Origin of the sequence: Chryseobacterium sp. CH21 (assembly GCF_004119445.1) — a bacterium.
Taxonomy (GTDB): Bacteria; Bacteroidota; Bacteroidia; order Flavobacteriales; family Weeksellaceae; genus Chryseobacterium.
Map to the genome: position 1 here is coordinate 79,167 of NZ_QICI01000023.1, position 20,083 is coordinate 99,249.

The 20,083-nt window shown below is 37.8% G+C and carries 17 protein-coding genes; 3 read left to right on the forward strand and 14 right to left on the reverse strand.

Translation table 11 applies throughout. The features are described 5' to 3' along the window. The 7 genes from BOQ62_RS04160 to BOQ62_RS04190 all read right to left on the reverse strand — a co-directional run bounded on the left by BOQ62_RS04160 (window position 1) and on the right by BOQ62_RS04190 (window position 8,114). Window positions 1-1,860, reverse strand: a complete 1,860-nt coding sequence (locus BOQ62_RS04160; RefSeq protein WP_129037369.1) for a type VI secretion system Vgr family protein — start codon at window positions 1,858-1,860, stop codon at window positions 1-3. 235 nt (window positions 1,861-2,095) lie between these two features. Beyond that, a complete protein-coding gene (gene tssD, locus BOQ62_RS04165) occupies window positions 2,096-2,509 on the reverse strand; it encodes a type VI secretion system tube protein TssD (protein WP_105702924.1) in 414 nt (137 codons plus the stop codon). 245 nt (window positions 2,510-2,754) lie between these two features. After that, window positions 2,755-3,450 (reverse strand): VIT family protein, encoded by a 696-nt coding sequence (locus BOQ62_RS04170; protein WP_129037371.1) that lies wholly within the window; start codon window positions 3,448-3,450, stop codon window positions 2,755-2,757. Window positions 3,451-3,530: 80 nt separating this feature from the next. Next, complete coding sequence (locus BOQ62_RS04175) at window positions 3,531-4,451, reverse strand: carbohydrate kinase family protein (RefSeq protein WP_129037373.1); 921 nt, start codon at window positions 4,449-4,451, stop codon at window positions 3,531-3,533. Between the two features lie 186 nt (window positions 4,452-4,637). Beyond that, window positions 4,638-5,237, reverse strand: coding sequence for a hypothetical protein (locus BOQ62_RS04180; protein WP_228413660.1), 600 nt, complete (start codon window positions 5,235-5,237; stop codon window positions 4,638-4,640). A gap of 86 nt (window positions 5,238-5,323) precedes the next feature. After that, window positions 5,324-6,670 carry an MFS transporter gene (locus tag BOQ62_RS04185; RefSeq protein ID WP_129037375.1) on the reverse strand — a complete coding sequence of 449 codons (1,347 nt, stop codon included), beginning with the start codon at window positions 6,668-6,670 and terminating at the stop codon, window positions 5,324-5,326. 7 nt (window positions 6,671-6,677) lie between these two features. Next, window positions 6,678-8,114, reverse strand: a complete 1,437-nt coding sequence (locus BOQ62_RS04190; RefSeq protein ID WP_129037377.1) for a mannitol dehydrogenase family protein — start codon at window positions 8,112-8,114, stop codon at window positions 6,678-6,680. A gap of 161 nt (window positions 8,115-8,275) precedes the next feature. Between BOQ62_RS04190 and BOQ62_RS04195 the strand changes: the two genes are divergently transcribed. Further along, complete coding sequence (locus BOQ62_RS04195) at window positions 8,276-9,280, forward strand: LacI family DNA-binding transcriptional regulator (RefSeq protein ID WP_129037379.1); 1,005 nt, start codon at window positions 8,276-8,278, stop codon at window positions 9,278-9,280. Window positions 9,281-9,418: 138 nt separating this feature from the next. After that, entirely contained in the window at window positions 9,419-10,255 is an 837-nt protein-coding gene (gene lgt / locus BOQ62_RS04200; RefSeq protein ID WP_129037381.1) for a prolipoprotein diacylglyceryl transferase, read from the forward strand. A 78-nt stretch (window positions 10,256-10,333) separates the two neighbouring features. Here lgt and BOQ62_RS04205 read toward each other — a convergent pair whose 3' ends face one another. Continuing rightward, window positions 10,334-11,089, reverse strand: a complete 756-nt coding sequence (locus tag BOQ62_RS04205; RefSeq protein ID WP_129037383.1) for an SDR family oxidoreductase — start codon at window positions 11,087-11,089, stop codon at window positions 10,334-10,336. Window positions 11,090-11,782: 693 nt separating this feature from the next. Here BOQ62_RS04205 and BOQ62_RS04210 point away from each other — a divergent pair. Beyond that, window positions 11,783-12,205 carry a cold shock domain-containing protein gene (locus BOQ62_RS04210; protein ID WP_129037385.1) on the forward strand — a complete coding sequence of 141 codons (423 nt, stop codon included), beginning with the start codon at window positions 11,783-11,785 and terminating at the stop codon, window positions 12,203-12,205. A 369-nt stretch (window positions 12,206-12,574) separates the two neighbouring features. Here the strand turns inward: BOQ62_RS04210 and BOQ62_RS04215 are convergent, their stop codons facing one another. The 6 genes from BOQ62_RS04215 to BOQ62_RS04240 form a co-directional block, all read right to left on the reverse strand. Further along, window positions 12,575-14,026: a TolC family protein gene (locus tag BOQ62_RS04215; protein ID WP_129037387.1), complete on the reverse strand. Its 1,452-nt coding sequence runs from the start codon at window positions 14,024-14,026 to the stop codon at window positions 12,575-12,577. Continuing rightward, window positions 14,007-17,129, reverse strand: a complete 3,123-nt coding sequence (locus BOQ62_RS04220) for an efflux RND transporter permease subunit (RefSeq protein ID WP_129037389.1) — start codon at window positions 17,127-17,129, stop codon at window positions 14,007-14,009. The genes BOQ62_RS04215 and BOQ62_RS04220 overlap by 20 nt, the downstream gene beginning before the upstream one ends. A 28-nt stretch (window positions 17,130-17,157) precedes the next feature. After that, entirely contained in the window at window positions 17,158-18,246 is a 1,089-nt protein-coding gene (locus BOQ62_RS04225; protein WP_129037391.1) for an efflux RND transporter periplasmic adaptor subunit, read from the reverse strand. 60 nt (window positions 18,247-18,306) lie between these two features. Beyond that, a complete protein-coding gene (locus BOQ62_RS04230; protein WP_129037393.1) occupies window positions 18,307-18,558 on the reverse strand; it encodes a hypothetical protein in 252 nt (83 codons plus the stop codon). A gap of 382 nt (window positions 18,559-18,940) precedes the next feature. Further along, entirely contained in the window at window positions 18,941-19,393 is a 453-nt protein-coding gene (locus BOQ62_RS04235; RefSeq protein ID WP_129037395.1) for an SRPBCC family protein, read from the reverse strand. Between the two features lie 40 nt (window positions 19,394-19,433). Then, the gene (locus tag BOQ62_RS04240) at window positions 19,434-20,081 is read right to left on the reverse strand and encodes a murein L,D-transpeptidase catalytic domain-containing protein (RefSeq protein WP_129037397.1); all 648 of its coding nucleotides are present in this window, start codon (window positions 20,079-20,081) and stop codon (window positions 19,434-19,436) included. Window positions 20,082-20,083: the final 2 nt, after the last annotated feature.

Sequence of the window (20,083 nt, forward strand, 5' to 3'; positions counted from 1 at the left end):
TTATCCTTTATTCACTTTAGCATCTATTTTACCTAACATTTTGGCTACGCCTGAACTCTGCAGTAAAATATCTCCGTTTTTTGCTTTATGGGTAGTGGTTGAAGTGGTTTCTTTAAGATCACCTGTTACATTAATCGTTTTATTTTCATTGACGGTCTGTTTATAATTTTTCGAGGTAAACTTATGATCATTAATAATACTAACGGCATTATCATTTCCTACACTGGTCTTCATATCTTTTCCTACGTTGATTGCCAGATCTTCACCTACATTAAAGGTCATATTTTTAGGAGCCGTTACAATAATATTTCCCTTACCATCCATCAAATAGTTATTCCCACTTGGGTCTATGATATTGACGCTTCCTTCGGCATCATTCATTAAAATGCGGATTCCGCTTCTGGTTTGTATTGATTTTAAGTGATTATCTACTCCGCCTCCAAGCGCTGTTCCTCCATGGAACATTCCTCCCATGACAAAAGGGCGGTCGGGATGATTGTGAACAAAACCTACCATCACCTGATCTCCAACCTCCGGTATGGCTACATAACCTCTGTTTTGAGTAATCTGGTCTGTTCCTCCCGCATCAGGAGCCATCATTCTGATAAAATTGGTGGTGTCATGCAGCTGCCAGTCGAATCTAACGGTAATTCTTCCCTGTGCCAGCGGATCTGTATTTGAAATTACAGTGGCGATTTGCGGCTGTGCGATAGGCATTGTAAAGTCCGGCGTTGGAATATACCCTGTATCTGATGCAATAGCCTCAAATCTTCCTTTATAACGTCCGAGCGTGTCTACCTCATGAATAACTTCGATCATCATCAGTTTGGTGAAATACGATGTTTTGCTGGTATCCGTCTTTCTCATATTGATATCAGCAACGCATCCTGGGTATAAAAACGGAATAGTAGTCCCCCCGGAAACGGTAAAAACTTCCACCGCTTTGCTTCCGGCAGTACTTGTTTGGGAAATAACAACATCCATATCGGTTGCCGCTTTTAAGGGAGCGACCTGCAAGGATGGTGTTTTGAATATGCCTTCATTATTTTTATAGGCTGTCTGAGCCAGATTACCAACATGTTTTATAGGAGTTTCCCCGGAAATAAGTTTAGCATTGGAACTGCTGTTATATCCATAAAAATTAGGTTTGATATGAACGGCTTTTAATTCCACATTCACATCAGAAACATTGCTTCCGTATATTAATTCCAGTGATTTGTTCTGAGGCGGCATATTTCCGAAATGCAATACTTCACCATCGTAATAGAACTGTTCTCCGTAGGCTTCTGCCATTCTGCAGAGATAATTATAATGGGTCTCATTATACTGGGCACTGTAAAGAATCTGAGAGGATGCCTTTGCATTCACTTTTACATCAAATTTACTGCTTTCTATGCCCTGTTTGATGACATCTTCGGCAATGATTCCCATATTCACAGGTTTATCTCCGCCAAAACTTTGGGTATGAGGAGCGCCATCCAGCAAAATGGTAGGGCTGTATCCTTTCAGTACAATATTTCCCAAGCTATGGTTCTCCTGGCTGAACCCTACTTTTGTAATGACTCCTACAAAGGTTCTTTCCGGACTTCCTTCAACGTCTTTATATTTAAAAACGACTGTTAATCGTTTTCCTAAAAATTGCTGAGCTTCTTCCAGATCATGGTTTTGTACTCCGTCTAAAGTATCATGGGCTAATGTAAGTTCAAAATAATGGTGCTTTTTTACGCTCTGCTGTAAACGGAAATGTTTGAAGTGCTTAATCATTTTGCCTTCAATCACGATATCCAGTTTCACTACACGGTTGATTCCAGGAATATGATTCTCTGAAATCTTTTCGGAATTCGAGATATTTTTATTCATATGATGTAGAGTGTTTGGTGAGCTTTTTATTTTTGAAAAAAACTAAAATAAACCGCTTTTTTATAAAGTTATCAATTTTTTACAATATAAAGTTCACATTATCGGCTTTAATTTTCTAAATCTTAGTGAAATAATGATCCTTATCAAGGGAAATGATTACTGACAAAAAAACAGAACAGGATCCCTGATAACGGATCTACTATTCTGTTTTTATGTTTGTAGTTGTTAGAGGATTCTATCCCTGAGATCCAGGCCAAGCTCCGTCATAAGAAGAGTTACCAAGCTCAATCTGCTCTGCACTTATCACAAAACTGATGTACATACTGTTTTCATCTACTGCATCGAAATCTACTTCGTGCTGAATCACATAACCGTTTGTCCATTTCAATGTTGTTAAAGTTCCTTCTTCGTGAGATTTATTGAAAGTTACCTCTCCTACGGTAGGCTTGTATTTTCCGTTTAACAAGCTTTCAAGGATGTCTGATTTTTCAGTAGCTTCTACTGTAATTTTGATTAATGCATTAGAAGGGTCTGATGCTACACGTCCTGAAACGTCTGTTGCTCTTGATACGCTGTAGTTCAGCTTTAATAACTTTTGTCCTTCACCGTTGTTGAATTTTAAGATTCCTCTTGAATTTCTTTCTGCCATGATTGTAAATTTTAATCGTTAATACTTTTTGATTTGATGTTTGTTATATCACCAAATTTAGAAGTATTGATCTTAACAAAATAAAATTTACAGACAAATCTGAAAAAGTGTAGTACTTTTACGACTAACACTTGTTAGGTAAAATTCAATCTATAAATCAGAATATTACATTCAATACTGCAAAGAAAAGTCCATTAAAACCCTTCTGTTTTCCAGTAAAAGCTCAAAAGAAAACAGGGAGATTTTCAGGCTACATTCACTCCAAAAAGATGACCGACCAATGCTGTAATTCCCATGGCTACGGTTCCCCAGAAACAAATCCTCAGTACGGCTATTTTAATACTGGAACCTCCGGCTTTGGCAGAAACAGCTCCCAGAAGCATTAAAAATATAATTGAAAATCCATATTGGAAATACACCATTTCTTTAAGAGGTGCTAAAAGAGAAACGGTAAACGGCAATAAAGCTCCTACTGCAAATGAACCGAATGAAGCTACTGCTGCCTGCAAAGGTTTTGCCTGTGTGATTTCATTGATTCCCAGCTCGTCACGGGCGTGTGCTCCAAGGGCATCATGCTCTGTAAGTTCTATGGCAACCTGCATGGCTGTTTCTTTGGTACAGCCTCTTCTTTCGTATACTTTTGCCAGCTCTCTGAGTTCTATTTCAGGCATTTGCTCCAATTCGCGTTGTTCACGGATCAAATCTGCCTTTTCTGTATCTTCCTGTGAACTTACGGAAACATACTCTCCAGCCGCCATAGACATTGCTCCGGCAATCATACCTGCCAGTGCAGCAAGAATAATGATATGACGTTCCGGTGCAGCAGCAGCAACCCCGATGACAATACTTGTAGTGGATAACAATCCATCATTAGCGCCTAATACAGCCGCCCGAAGCCAGCCTACTCTGTTTACATAATGTTTCTCCAGCTGATGATGCATAACTTTTGTTTTGGTAGCAGCATAAAGTTACCAAATGTTTCATCAAGAATCATTTTAAATTAACATGAGATTCTACCACCTTAGCTTAAAACTGATACCGGATGTTCGTTTCTAAATCTGATAAAATCTTCTAGTGAATATTCCGGGCATGCGCCTTCCTGTGAGGTAATGAATGCTCCCAGAGACACCGCCTGAGTCATAATTTCATGAACTGTGCTTTCTTTTTCTAATCTTTTGGAAAGAAATCCTGCCAGAAATGAATCTCCGCTTCCTACAGTATCTTTTACAGTAACCGGTATCGTGGGATACAGATAAAAATTACCGTCAGAGGCATACAAAGCACCTTTGCTTCCTTTGGAAATAATAATTTCTTTAAGATCAAACTGATCCTGCAAATATTTTATGCCGTCTTCTTCGGTGGTGTACTCTTTTCCTAAAAAATCAAGCATCATACGCATTTCTGCTTTGTTGAATTTAGCAAGATGGGTTTTATGAAGTAAATCTTTAATCATTCCCACTTCATAATAGGGTTCTCTGAGATTGATATCAAAGACATTATAATTGTTCAGCTCAAGCAACTGAAACAATGTATTTCTGGATTTGTCATTTCTGGCAGCCAGTGTTCCGAATACAAACGCATTGGTTCTCTTAAGAATTTCCTGATTTTCAGGAGTTGTTTCAATAAAATCCCATGCTACGCCTTCCACAATATCATAATGAGCATCATTATTTTCATCTACTGTAGCAATTACTGTACTTGTTGGGTACTTGGTATTGATCTGGACATGATCTGCAGGAATATTCCAGTTTTTCATTTTATCCAAAAGATCACGCCCAAGCTGATCATTACCGATACTGCTTATCATATTGACTTCTACGCCCATTTTGGAAAGATGATAGGCTACGTTAAAAGGTGCACCGCCTACTCTTTTTTGCTCTCCCGGAAAAATATCCCAGAGTACTTCTCCAAAACATACTGCTTTATTTTTTTTGTATTCCATTGTATAAAAGTAATTAAATGTATTGATTTTGTAAAAAATTTACTATCTGTATTTTCTTGTTTCAGAATGAATAAACCTGCACAGAAAACTGAAGAAAAGCATTATTGTTGACCGGGTTCCACATTCCCCATATTCCTACAGGAATTTTATAGCCTTCAATGGTAAAGCTTTTCGAAACAATAAGACTTACCTCATTGAAACCTGAATCTTTAGCAAAAAATTATTTTTTTCTCCATGATTGTCTAAAGCAAAGGCATAACCCACTCTTCCTCTTACTTCAAGGTTATCTTTTTTGTAAACGGGATATTCTCCCGAAACAAATGATGAATATTTATTTCCTGTGTTTTCACTGTTTCTGTCTCTTCCGAAAACAACTGTATTCCAGCTTAGCACCAAAGGAAACTGATCACTTATGGTGTAATAAGATCTGAAATCCCAAAAACGTCCTGTTTCTCTCGCAGAATAAGTGAAAAACTCCTTATTGTTATAAGTAGCACTGGGGGAAAAGTTATAGATGTCCCATAATTCCAGCGTAAGATGCTTATTCTTATATCCTATATAGTTATTGAATTCTTTGTAAGAACCATCAACATTACCACCAGCCCAAAATCCTGCATAAAAATTCTTATAATCAAGATGCAGATCCTCGGTATAAATAAGTCCGGCAGAGACTTCAATTCCGCGCCACAAATGGCTGTTTCTAAGCTGCAATGCCGAATGAACTTCCTGTGCACTTAAGCAGGTTCCTACAAAAGAGGAAACAAGTAGTAAGTAGTTTTTTAACATGATTCAGGTGTTTTTTAAGGCAGTAGTTATCCTGCATCCAATAGTAGTCTACAGGATAATTACTTGATTTAAAAGAAAATATATGATTAGTGAATAAGGTCTTTTTCTCTAATACGCGATCCGAACAAGGCGTAAGTAAGCATGAGCAGTTCGCAGATTACCGTAAGCCACCATGTCCATCTCCATGATCCTAAAATATCAGCTAAACCTCCCTGAATAAGGGTAAATACAGCACCACCAAATACGGCAGAGATAAAAATACCGGATGCTTTTGAGGTATATTTGTTCAACCCTTTAATGGAAAGGGTGTAAATACAGCTCCACATGGATGAGTGCAGCAGTCCGATAGCGACAAGAAACCAAAGGTTCTGGGTGATCATCGATACTAACGCCAGTATTGTTGCCAGCACTGTGGTCGTAATCAATTGAGTTCTTGCAGAAATTCTACTGAAAAAACTGGGTACTGCTCTTCCTACCAGAAAACCTCCCCAATACAATGTTGATAGTAATGCATGAATTCCTAAATCCATTCCTCCAACAATGATATCTGTTTTTCCGAAAAAGGTAATAGGATGACCGGAATCCATCAGCTCAAAAGCATACAGATTGATATTGGCGCCAATAGCCACTTCCGTTCCTACGTAAAAAAAGATGGCTAAAACTCCCAGTACAAAATGCCTGAACGACCAGATGCTTCTTTCCAGTTTTTCTTCTCCAACGACTCTTGTGTGGGCTAGATCAGGAAGGTGAAGTCTTTTTGTGATGATCATAACTGTAAGGATGCAGACAATCAATACAGAAAGTGGAAGTAAAAGCTGTCTGATTTCTATATTTTCAATGGAAATTCCGCTGAACATCACTACCGTTACGAAGAAAGGTGCAGAAGTGGTTCCGATAGAGTTTATAGCCGTCAGAATATTCAACCGCTGTACGGGCTGAGTTCCTTTCAGTTCATACGAAGCGGCATAAGGATTTACAACGACCTGAATGATGGCTGCCGAAGTCCCCATCAAATAAGAACCAATAACAAAAACGATAAATCCAAAAGGAATAACGGCATCTTTTATGCTAAATTTCAAATCACGGTAATGATCGCCAACCCATGATGAACACAGATACATAAAAAGGCCGGAAATCATAAAGAAAAGTCCGCGTAAAATTGTATTCTTATATCCGAAGGCATTCACCCATTTGCTTCCCAATGTTCCATTCAGAAGATATCCTAAAAAGAAGAAAAAGGAAATCAAAGTAGTAAACGTGTTTTTCAGGCTGCCCGCATGGCTCAGAAAAGTAAATTTCAGCGGTGCCTGCAGCTGTTCATTGACTGTCGTTAAAAAACCGACAATAAAGTAGATAAATGTAATAATGACAAACGGCAGTATCGCATTATTGGTCTTGTTGCCTGAAGTGGTGCTACCTGGATTGATCTGCATGGCTTAATTATTTTATGATGGATTGTAAAACTGTGGCGATTCCTGAATTTTTTATATCTTCTACAAAACTGTTGTACTGTTTTATGAACTGTTCAGAAGCTTTGAGCTGAACTCCTTGAAAAGCTGATAGTTCCAAAAAGTCCTGTGGATTTTCACTGGCAATAAGCTTTTCATCATTCTCTGTCATCCAGGGTTCTGCTGTTTCGAATATATTGCCCTGATCGTCTGTCTTATATTTAAGATAATGTCTGTAGGAAGCAATAAGAAAAGCCGGTCTGGTGAGATCTTTCAGACCTTTTATCATGTTGTCAAGATTAGGAACGATATATACCGGGAATTTTGAAATTCCGTCAAAACATAAACGGCTCACCTGATCGCTTACACTGTGATTGGCAAATCTTTCGATCAATGTCTGCTTATATTTTTCCAGATCTGTATTTCCCGGAGCAGGAACAAAAGGTGTAATATCTGTATCCATAAAATCCCTGATGAATTTTACCAGATTTTCGTCTTCCATTGCCTGATCTACTTTGCGGTAACCCATTAAGAAAGCCGGATAAGATAAGAGTGTGTGGGAAGCATTTAAGAGGCTTAATTTCATATTTTCAAATGCAGTTACATCATTCGTAAATTCTACGCCTACTCTTTCCCAGGCTGGCCTTCCTGCAATAAAATCATCTTCTATCACCCATTGTGTGAAGTCTTCACAGTATACAGGAGCACGATCGTCTGTACCGTTTTTTTTGTTTAGCCTTTCCACATCTTCCGGAGTTGTGGCTGGAGTAATACGGTCTACCATACTGTTCGGAAAAGTTACATTTTCTTTTACCCATGCTGCCAGTTCTGCATCCTGTGCTTCTATGAATGACATAAAGGCTCTCTTTGCCGTATTTCCATTATGCTGTAAGTTATCGCATGAAAGTATGGTAATAGCTCCACCATTTTGTATTTTTCTCTTGCGTAATCCTTCTGCAAGAAATCCAAAAACAGTAGTAGGACTGGTAGAATGTTTCAGATCATGTTGTATTTTCTCATCCTCCAATATAAAATCACCGGTTTCTTTATTAAGATTGTAACCTCCTTCTGTGATGGTCAACGTAATGATCTTAACAGAACTGTCTGCAATTTTTTTTACTACAGCTTCCGGATCTTCTACTCCCCAGATCAGCTCTTTTAAAGAACCTATTTTATACACTTCATCTTTGCCGCTTCTCCCACAGACGGTAAGAGAATACTGAAGATTCTGGGCTCTTAAATTCTTTACTATTTTCTCATCTGACGGCAGCAGACATACTCCGCAAATCCCCCAATCTTTCTGATCTTCGTCATTGAGCAGCATATTCGTATAAAACTGCTGGTGAGCCCTGTGAAAGTTCCCTACACCAATATGTAAAATTCCTGTGCGGATTTCCGATGCATCATAATTGTAATAAATCATACTCATAAGCGTAAAATTGTTATCATATTAACCAATTCGTTAAAACTATATTAACAAATGATTAACAAGACATTTTTTTTACAAAATTCAAATTGGGAACGTTCCCAAAACCAGGGAACGTTCCCAATTGCCTATTTTTTATTATTTTTAGCCAAAAAACAAGGCTGATGAGACGTATTACGATTAAAGATCTGTCCAAATTTTTGTCATTATCTACCTCTACCATCTCCAGAGCGCTGCTTCATGATAAAAATGTGAATGAAAAAACAAGAAAAAGAGTGCTGGATGCGGCAGAGAAATTGGGCTATAAACCAAACCTTACCGCTTTGAATTTACAATCCGGACAATCCAGAACAATAGGGTTTGTAGTGCCGGAAATGATTACTCCTTTCTCCTCCACGGTTTTGAAGGGAATTCAGAATATTTTATATCCTCTGGGATACCGTATCATCATCACTCAGTCTGATGAAGATCCTCTTATTGAAAGAAAAAATCTTCAGCTTCTGGAAGAGTTTAATGTGGATGCTATTATTATTAATCTCTGCCATGAAACTCATAATAATGACATCTACCAGAGTATTATGGATAAAGGAACTCCTTTAATATTCTTTGACAGGATTCCCCACAAATCCCTTGATGTCTCGAAGGTCATTATTGATGATTCTATTAAGGCGTCATTGATGGTGGAATATTTAATTAAAACCGGAAGAAAAAGAATTGTCCATATAATGGGACCAGCAACTATCCGCAATGCAGTAGAAAGGGTGAATGGCTACAAACGTATTCTCATGAAATACAATATTTTTGACGAAAACCTGATTGTACAGACCGATGGAATGACTTTCGAGCATGGAAAAAAAGCGGTTAAGCAGCTATTAAATAAGAATATAGAGTTCGACAGTATTTTTGCTTTTAGTCATACCTTAGCTATGGGAGCGATGAATCTTCTTCTTGAACAAAAAGTGAGAATTCCTGAGGAAGTATCTATAGCAAGCTTTTCCGGAACAGAACTGTCCACTATGGTATATCCTCAGCTAACCAGCGTACAACAGCCTTTGGAAAAAATGGGTGAAGCAGCGGCAGAACTGGCTTTGGAAAAGATTAAAAATATTATGCTCCAAAGCAGAGCTGTATTAATGGATGCCGAGCTGGTTTACAGAGCTTCCACTTAGATGATTTTTAATTTTGATATTTTCTAGTGCAGAAGATTAACAACAAAAAAATATTCGTAACAGATTAAAATTCAAGGAATAAATTCTCAAAACTATACCATTCTGTTCAGAAAATCCTATTTTCTTATCTTTGCAGCAATGAATTTATTATACATCAACTGGGATATTAATCCCGAAATCGTCAATATCTTAGGACTTCCCATCAAATATTACGGATTACTTTTCCTTGCAGGGCTTGTTCTATCTTTAAATATTTTAAAAAGAATTTATAAAAAAGAAGGGCTCAGTACTCAGGCTCACGAAGCGTTATTTTCCTATGCTCTGATAGGAATTTTAGTAGGTGCCAGATTGGGGCATTGTCTTTTTTATGATTTTGATTATTATTCCCAACATCCGATTGAGGTATTTTTACCCATTCAGAAAGATGTGAATGGAGCGTACCATTTCACAGGGTTTGCTGGTCTTGCCAGCCATGGCGGTGGTATAGGATTGGTGATTATGCTTCTAATCTATGCCAGAAAGTATTCCATCCCGTTCATGACCGTTTTGGATGCAATTGCTATCGTACTTCCGTTGGGAGGTACTTTTATCAGGCTTGCCAATCTTATGAATTCTGAAATTATAGGAACTCCTACTAACGTTCCTTGGGCTTTTATTTTCCGTCAGGTAGATGATCTTCCGAGACATCCTGCCCAACTTTATGAAGCTATTTCTTATTTTATTATTTTCCTTCTGGTGTATTTTATTTACACAAAAAATATATTTAAAATCGGAAAAGGATTTTACTTAGGTGCCAGCATTCTGTTGATCTTCATTATGAGAATTCTGATTGAGTTTATCAAGGTAGATCAGGTAGAATTTGAACACGGAATGAGCCTGAATATGGGGCAACTACTGAGTATTCCGTTTGTTCTTCTTGGATTATTCTTTATCATCAAAAGCATTTTGGAAAAAGGAAAAGCAAAAACCGCTTAATTTCCTGATCTCTTTTCATATAAAAACTCACTGAAAACAATTTTCAGTGAGTTTATTTTTTAATAGATCTGCAATAGATTATCTTGTTGTATATCCTCCGTTCGCAAAAATAGTCTGTCCGGTAATCCACCAGCCTTCTGTTACCAGAAATTCTACCAATGGAGCGATATCTTTAATATCTGTCAATCCTCCCAATGCGGATGCTGATTTGTGGTAAGCCACGGCATCATCGGTTTCCTGCCCATAAAAGAAAGGAGTATCCATTGGACCGGGTGCTACCGCTGTCACAGAAATTCCTCTCGCTCCGAATTCTTTGGAAGCCGCTCTTGTAAAATGCTCTACCGGTGCTTTTGCTCCTGCATAAGTAGAATACAATCCTGTGTAGGCTGCCAGCAATGAAGTAACAATAGTACAAATTTTCCCCTGATCATTCAGTTTTTTACCTGCCTCCTGCAAAAAGAAGTATGCCGATTTGGAATTGACATTGAACATGGTATCATATTCTTCTTCTGTAGTCTCTGCAAATGGTTTTTTCAGTACCATTCCTACGGTATTGATCGCAATATCCACACCTCCGAAGCGTGAAATGGTTTCATCAAAAAACTTAGTGATATTATCTACTTTGGTAAGATCTCCCTGAAATAAGAATGCTTCAGCTCCTAAAGCCTGAACCTCAGCCAGTGTTTTTTCGCTTTCAGCTCTTGAGCTTTCACTGTTGTAATGGATTGCCAGTTTCGCTCCTTTTTCTGCGAAATCTCTACTTAATAATCCTCCCAGGTTTTTACCTCCTCCTGCAATTAAAACAACTTTTCCTTTTACATTTTGTGTTGACATGTTTTTATATTTAAATGTTAATGAAGCAAAGATGGCTCATAAAAATCGTCTCAACATGGTGAAATTTTCGGGAATTGTGTAAAAATTCAACAAAATTTTTAATTTCACTTTTAAGCCAGGGTATCAATATCGATATTTTTATGTAAACAATACATTTTAATAGAACACTATTTACCAGCCAGATACGGTATGAAACACCCCTCATTTATTAAACAAGTTAATATAATTCCCTAATAGCCCTTTATTTTAGGCATAACATTTGATACTCTCCCACCCGTATTATACACCACTTCATTTTATAATATATTTTTTATAATCCTCAGTTTTCTGAGGATTTTTTTATTAACCTATTAAGACTTCCCATTACATCTTACTTTAAGACCGTAAAACCATTTCTGATAATCAATCATTTAAAACAGGATTATTCATTTTATTGTTGTATATTTGTACATTATTAATCAGGCCACCACTTTGTTTTCTGTAACGACCCGAATATTTTTATTCAGTCTTTGCTTTTTGAGCAGTCATCTTTTTAACTTTTATTCTTCTATTAAGAACAATACTTGTCGGAATTTTAAAGCTCTGTATGATTGGGATTATCCAAAACAGAAAACATTACCAGGCTTTATAGGGGTCTAAAACAGACCAGATTGAACCAATTAATTTATAGAAACTAAATACTAAAAATAATTTATGGCAGATTCTTTTTCTAAAAAGGAAAATTTCAAGAAAAAAATTCAAAAGCAAAAAGAAAAGGCGCTAAGACGCGAAGAACGTAAAACGAACAACAACAAAGGAGCGGAGGATGTCTTCATGTATGTAGACGAATTCGGAAGATTAACTTCTACTCCCCCTGAACAAAGACAGGAAGTAAACCTTGATGATATTCAGCTGGGTGCTGCTCCTATTATTGAGGAAGATCCAAGAAAAACAGGAATTGTTACTTTCCTGAGTGAAAAAGGATATGGCTTTATTACTGAAGACAATAACAAAGAAAATATCTTCTTCCACAACAACAACTGTGTGGAGCCTGTGAAAAAAGGAAACAAAGTATCTTTCGAAAAAGAGAAGTCTCCTAAAGGATTTTCTGCTGTTGAAATTCAAATTGTTAAATAAAACACATAAAATATTCTGCCACACAGCAGATTTATTTTAAACAATACAGAAAGAGACTGTCCTTCCGGGCAGTCTCTTTTTTAATCATATAAAAAAACGATCTCAACTTGTAATAAGTTAGATTTTTTGTACAAAACTCAGGAGCAATTGTACTCAAGCCCAGGATCACAATATTTTATGTTTTATTCCTGCCAGAGCTTTCTTGACATGTTCTTCTGAGTTTTCATGGTTAGCTATTTTATTTATTGTAAAGATCATGGAATTATTTCAATCATCATTACGGGAACCCGTAAGACCTACTTAAAATTTTCAACATAAAAGAAGCCGTCTTAAAAAAGACGACTTCTCTCATCGTAAAAAAAGTAAAAATTAATCCAGTTTCCCTCCCAGTGCTTTAAACAGCAGGACGTTGTTTCTGGTATTCTGGTGCTGAAACTGTAATAAATCCAGTTCAGCGGTTAGCTTGCTTTTTTGAGAGTTGATCAGTTCAAAATAGTTGGCATATCCCGTCAGGTACAGATCATTGGAAACTTCCACACCACGGTCAAGAAAGCCTACTTCTTCTGATTTCAGCTTCAAAACACGTTCATAGATCTTGGTCTGTTTCAAAATAGACTGCAGTTCATTAAAAGCAGTTGTGATGCTTTTCTGATAATTTAAAAAAGCGATTTCCTGTTCTTTGCTCGCTACTTTAAACTCATATTTTAACTGCCCTTTATTGAAAACAGGAACCATTAATCCACCTAACAATTGCCCAGCCAGTGAACTTGGCTTGAAAAATGTTTCTACGGAAAAAGAATTCAGTCCGAAACCTGCCCCCAAATCAATTTTAGGATAAAAAGCAGCTCTTGCAGCTTTCGCATCAGCCTGAGAAGCTTCCAACACATAATAGTTTGCGGCTACATCCGGTCTGGAGTGAATTACATTTTCTACGTTTATGGTTTTATTCAAGACTTCCATATTGGTAGGCATCAGTATTTTTCCGCGTTTTACATCTCCGCCGTAGCTTCCTGTTAATGTTGTGATTGCCTGTTCTACTGTGACAATTTCTACTCTGATGTGTTCAATCTCTGCCAGCCAGTTGTTATTCTGAGCTTTGAATTGCTGAACTGCCAACTCCGTGGCTTTTCCCACCTCACGCTGAGCCAGAACAATTTCAAAAGCTCTTTGCTGAAGCTTATAGTTCTTCTGATAAATAGCAAGACGATTATCTAAAGTAACCAATTGGTAATACAGATTGGCAATATCTGTGAAAAGCTCTACCTGTAATAACCTCAATCCTTCTGTAGAAGCCAAAAATTTCTTTTGGGCAGCAATTTTCTTATTCTTCAGTTTTCCCCATGCATCAATTTCCCAGCTGCTTCTTGCTCCCACCCAATAATTAGGGGTGAAATCTCTATTGATTTTCTGATTTTCCGTAATATTGGGTGAAAGGTTGGTATCATAGTTCCCCACTCCTTCCATCGTGTATTTTCCGTATCGGTCACCGGAAGCCTGTACTCCCACTTCAAGAGAAGGCAGCAGATCCATCTTTGATCTTTGAAGGAAACTGTTAGCAATTTCCACTCTTTGCTGTGCAATCTGGAAATCCGGATTGGCCTGAACTACTTTATCAAAAAGCTCAAGCAGGTTTGGATCTGTAAAATAAGCTTTCAGATTAATCTGCTGAAATTCATCAGAAGATTTATTTTTATCAGTTTTAAGAATTTCCTCGGGCAATTCCTGAGCTTTTTTCAGTTCTGTCACTTTGGGAACAGCACATGAAACCAGGCTCAGTGATGCTATTCCATACAATATATTTCTATGATTTAATCTTTTCATCTTTCTTCTTATTTTCAAGTTTTGCAAAGAATATATACAGTCCGGGGATCACGACTAATCCGAAAATGGTTCCGATCAACATTCCTCCGGCTGCAGCGGTACCAATGGAACGGTTACCAATCGCTCCCGCACCCGAAGCAATACATAAAGGAATAAGTCCTGCCACAAATGCAAAAGAAGTCATCAAAATAGGTCTCAGACGTTGTCTTGCGCCTTCAATAGCAGCCGGAATGATCTCAAATCCCTGCTTATTTCTTGCCACAGCAAATTCTACAATCAGAATGGCATTTTTGGCCAGAAGCCCTATTAACATGACCAGTGCTACCTGTGCATAGATATTATTATCCAGCCCCATCATTACCAGCGCAATATAAGATCCGAAGATCCCTGTTGGAAGGCTTAATAATACAGGCATTGGAAGAAGGAAACTTTCGTATTGTGCTGCTAATAAAAGATAGACGAACAAAAGACAGATCGCGAAGATATAAACGGTTTGGTTTCCTGATAAGATCTCTTCCCTTGTCATTCCTGACCATTCAATATCGAATCCTCTTGGCAGTGTTTCTTTAGCGACACGTTCTACAGCGGCAATGGCATCTCCGGAACTGTAGCCTTCTGCAGGTTCTCCATTGATCATGGCAGACATATACATATTATATCTGGTCAAAACTTCAGGTCCGTATACTTTTTCAATGGTGATGAAGGTTGAGAACGGAACCATTTCGCCTTTATCATTTTTTAAATATAAGTTCAGAATGCTTTCCGGGGTATCTCTGTGCTCCGGACTTGCCTGCACCATCACTTTATACATCTGACTGAAACGGATAAAATTGGTGGCGTAATAAGATCCCAGCATAGTCTGCAGTGTTGACATAGCATTTTCTACCGATACTCCTTTTTTCGCTGCCATATCATAATCTACATTGATCATGTATTGCGGGAAAGTAGCATCAAAGCTGGTAAAGTTGTTCTGCAATTCGGGTGCTTCGTTTAATTTTTTAACAAAATCCTTAGTGATCTTATCTGTATTTTCGATCGTTCCCCCGGTTCTGTCGAGCAAACGCAATTCAAAACCACTGGTATTACCGAAACCTGGAACGGTTGGCGGTGCAAAAATCTCAATCTGGGCATCTGCAATACTTTTTGTTTTGTCTGAAAGTTCTGCGATGAGATCGTTCACTGAAATATTTCTTTCTTTCCAGTCTTTAAGGTTGATCATCGCCATTCCGTAAGAAGAACCTGCAATTTCTGTTACAATACTGTATCCGGCAAGCGTAGTCACGTTTTCTACTCCTTTGATCTTCTTGGCAATCACGGTAACTTCATCCAGTACTTTTTCTGTTCTTTCTACTGTTGCCCCCTGCGGAGTCGTTACGCTTACATACACCATTCCCTGGTCTTCCATTGGAATAAATCCGGTTGGTAAGAATTTGCTGGTCACAAAAGTTAGCCCAACGAATAAAAACAGCAATCCGAAAGTAACGGTAGTTCTTGTCGCAAATTTTGATAAAATACCTACATAACCATTCGTCAGTCTTTCGAATCCTGTATTGAAACTCTGGAAAGCCCTGTCAATAATGGTTTTCTTTTTATTATGATCGTGAGGTTTTAAAATAATGGCACAAAGCGCCGGAGTAAGTGTCAATGCATTCACCCCTGAAATCACAATACTGATAGCCAGCGTTAATGAAAACTGACGGTAAAAAACTCCTACCGGACCATCCAGAAATGCTACAGGAATAAATACAGCAGACATGACAATAGTAATCGCTACTACAGCTCCTGCAATTTCTTTGGTGGCACTGATGGTGGCATCCATGGCATTCATTCCCTCTTCCATTTTCACATGGACGGCTTCAACGACAACAATGGCATTATCCACCACAATTCCGATGGCGAGAACCAACGCAAACAATGTTAAAAGGTTAACAGAGAAATCCAGCATATTCATGAAGGCAAAAGTTCCTACCAATGCTACCGGAACTGCCAGCACAGGAATCAATGTGGAACGCCAGTCCTGAAGGAAAATAAATACGACAATTCCTACCAGAATAAAAGCTTCAATAAGGGTTGTCAGTACCGCACTAATAGAAGCATCCAGGAATCTGGAAACATCATAAGCCATGTTATACTCCATTCCGGGAGGGAAGGAAGTGACTTTTAATTCTTCCATTTTTGCCTTTACGCTTTCAATAACTTCGGAAGCATTGGAACCGGGGCGCTGCTTCATCATGATAGATGCAGATGGTCTTCCGTCTGTTTTGGAAACCATTCCGTAGTTCATCGCTCCGAATTCTACTTTGGCAATATCTTTAAGCTTTAAAATAGTTCCGTCCACATCCGATCTGATGGGAACTTCTTCATATTGTTTAGGCTCAAAAAATTTTCCTTTATATTTGATGACATACTGAAGCTGACTGGAGGTTTTCCCAGATGTTTCTCCTACTTTTCCAGGTGCTGCAGAAATATTCTGCTTTTGTAGGGAAGTAATGACTTCATCTGCTGAGATATTATACGCTGCCATTTTCTGTGGATCCAGCCATACTCTCATTGAGTATTCTTTCTGTCCCATAATTTCAGCACGCCCTACTCCATCAATACGTTTCAGCTCCTGAAGGACATTAATATCCGTAAAGTTATAGATGAACTGCTCATCCTGGCTTGGGTCCGTACTCGTGATATTGAGGTACATCAGCATACTGTTCACCTCTTTTTCAGTAGTTACTCCGGCTCTGATTACTTCTTCGGGAAGTTCATCCAAAATCGTTGTTACCCTGTTCTGAACGTTTACTGCCGCTACATCAGGGTCTGTTCCGACTTCAAAGAAAACCTGAATAAGGGTAAGACCGTCATTGGAGGTTACCGTTGACATATAAGTCATTCCCGGTACTCCGTTAATCGCACGTTCCAGAGGAAGCGCTACCGCATTGGCGGATACTTCGGCATTTGCTCCTGTATATTTTGCAGTAACTGTTACTGAAGGTGGGACAATATCCGGGAACTGGGTGATCGGCATCTTCAGCAAAGCCATAATTCCCAGCAAAACAAACAATATGGAAATAACCAACGAAAGAACCTTTCGTCTTATAAACATTTCTACCATAGTCAATTGATTTAAAGATTATGAAAGGTTAATACTTCTTTTTGATTTTGATAATATCACCATCTTTCAAAGACTGAGTCCCTTCATAAATGATTAAATCTCCTTTTTTAAGACCGCTTTCTACCATATAAGAATCTCTTAAAGTAGTTCCGATCTTAATATTGGTCATTTTCACTTTATTCTGTTTATCTACTACAAAAACATAGGTCTTATCCTGGATGGAGAAGGTAGATTTCTGTGGAATAAGAATCGCATTATTTTGCTGTTCTGAAATAATAAGTTTTCCTGAAGTTCCGTGTTTGATCAAACGGTCCGGATTCGGGAAAAGTACTTTATATCGGATGGAACCTGTAGTTCTGTCGATTTCTCCTTCTGCTGTTTTTAGAGCTCCGTTGAATTGGTAATTAACTCCATTCGGAAGTGTTAGCTCAATTTTCTGATGACTTCCAATTTTATCATTGGCTAAAAGCTCAAAATATAAGTTTTCAGGAATGGAGAAATAGGCGTATACTTCGTTCAATTGGGAAAGTGTGGTCAATAGCGTACCATTTTCTACCAAACTCCCATCTTTATGAGGAATCACGTCAATAACCCCATCAAAAGGTGCAGTGATTCTTGTAAAGCTTATTTTCTGAAGAACCGTTCTCTTTTCTGCATCAGCAAATGCATGTTTTGCTTTGGCAGAAGACAGCTTTGCCTTCACCATTTCCAGTTCGTTGTTCGCAACAAATTTTTTAGCATGAAGACTCTGAATCTGTTTCAGTTCAACTTCTGCAATACGAACATCTGCTTCGGTCTGTTTTAATGCTGCATTAGCTTTCAGAAGTTCCATCTGAAGTTCAGCGTCATTGATTTTGAATAAAGCCTGTCCCTGATGCACAAACTGCCCCTCGTTGACATATATATGCTGTATAATGCCTCCGATTCTGGAACGCATTTCAACATTCTTTTTAGCCTGGATATCGGTAACAAACTGATTGCTTACCAGTGTATCTTTTTCTTTGATTTCCAGTACGGGAACTTCTTTATCTCTTTTATTGTTTTTCTCCTTGTCTTTACTGCATGACACAGCGAATAATGTTGCAACTATGCAAATTATTACAGTTTTAAAATACATTTTTAAATGTTTAGGTTATAAAATTTCCGTTAAAATGATTTGGTTTACAGAATTTTACAACTAGTACAGCTGGAGGAGATGGAGAAAGGATTTGACTCCACAAATAGTAGAAACTGCAATCTCCGGAAGGATGATTTTTGGAATACCCTTTAAAATTCCTGAAAAATCTGCAATAGCAGAATCGTTTTTTCTAACTGAATGTTTTACAATTTTAGCAGCAGCAGGCAATGCATGCGTATTCATATCTGCCTCTTCGTACACATCCAGAACATGAATGTTGTTTACAGGCGGAAGATGAGGAATATTCTGCAATGATTTTTCCGCCCAATTCGAATTGAAAAGGGTAAAAACCAATAGGATATAAAATAAGAAAAATGACCTCAGACTTGTCATGTCAACCAGAACATTAGTTTTTCAGTAAAAAACGATAGTGTTGCAAAAATAGGGATTTCTACTGGAAAATCCGGTCATTGGACTGTTAAAAAAACTTAAACAATGGGTGAATAATGCTATTTATTGGAATTTGGATTCCTATGAAATGGCAAACAGGATGCTAGGTTTATTCATACACTCTGTCATTCCGTAGGAATCCTAATAGAATCGTTAAAAGTTTTGGCTCTAAAACCCATTGAAATTTTATTTTTTTATTAAACGGGCTTTAGCCCGTTTCTATTGAATTACTAAAATTGAATAATCAGAACAATTTACTAAGAACCCTGAAGCGGTAATCAAAGATATGCTCCAATTTTTTTCTTACAAAAAGGCCATGGGCAATTTCTCCTAAAGATCCCATGGGAAGTTCATAATCTATGGTGTCTCTCATTAGAACGCCATCTTTATTAGGAATAAATTCATGATGGTGATTCCATAGTTTGTAGGGACCTTTTTTCTGAAAATCGGTGAAGCTTTTCTGGAAATCAACCTGTGTTATTTCGGTCTGCCATTTCATTTTAATCCCAAATAATGGAGAAACATAATAATCGATGGTCATTCCTTCATAGATTTCATCATCTTCCATTTCCGTTAATACAATGAAACCCATATCTTTCGGAGTAATTTCTGAAAGATTATTTGCGGAGGAAAAGAATTTCCATGCAGTTTCTACATCACAATTGAGCTGTTGTTCGCGGAAAAGGGTATGTTTCATTAGTCAGAAGATTGTTACAAAACAAATGTATGACAAAGATTTAATTATAGATCCACATCAGGACAGGTTTTCCTGATTTCTGAATCATCGGATCTATTTCTTTCATCGCATTATTGGAAACAGTGGGACATCCCCATCCTTCTGGAGATCCGTTCGGGAAAGTTTCAGTATCACTCATCATATTCCAGGAATGGAAAACAATAAATCTTTTTAATGCGTTGCTGTTGGTTTCTTCAAGGCCATGCATCAGGTATTTTATATTGACTCCCCAGTCGCTGTAGCCTCTTCCTTCCAATTTATATTTTCCCAAAGAAGAAAGATGACTTCCGTCTTCATTGCTGAATCCCGGATTTGCTTTAGAATCATCTTTACTCCACGCATTGAAACCGCAGCCATGCCCAACCAGGTATTTTTTTGAAACCTTATTATTTTTAAAATCCCAAACAAAAAAACGGTTAACCCCTGAATGAAGACTCATATCAATCAGGATACAGAAATCTTTATTAAGGTTCTTTGAAGCACAAAATTTCAATGCTTCCTCTGCCTTTATTTTGAGTTTAGAAAGATCGGCTTCCGGCCGCTTTTCTGCAACTACAGGTGTTTCTGCTGCATTTATCGTATTGTTTTTTCTTTCCTGAGAACATGAGCACACCCAAGAAATGATGAGAAACAGATAAATCCTCTTCATGT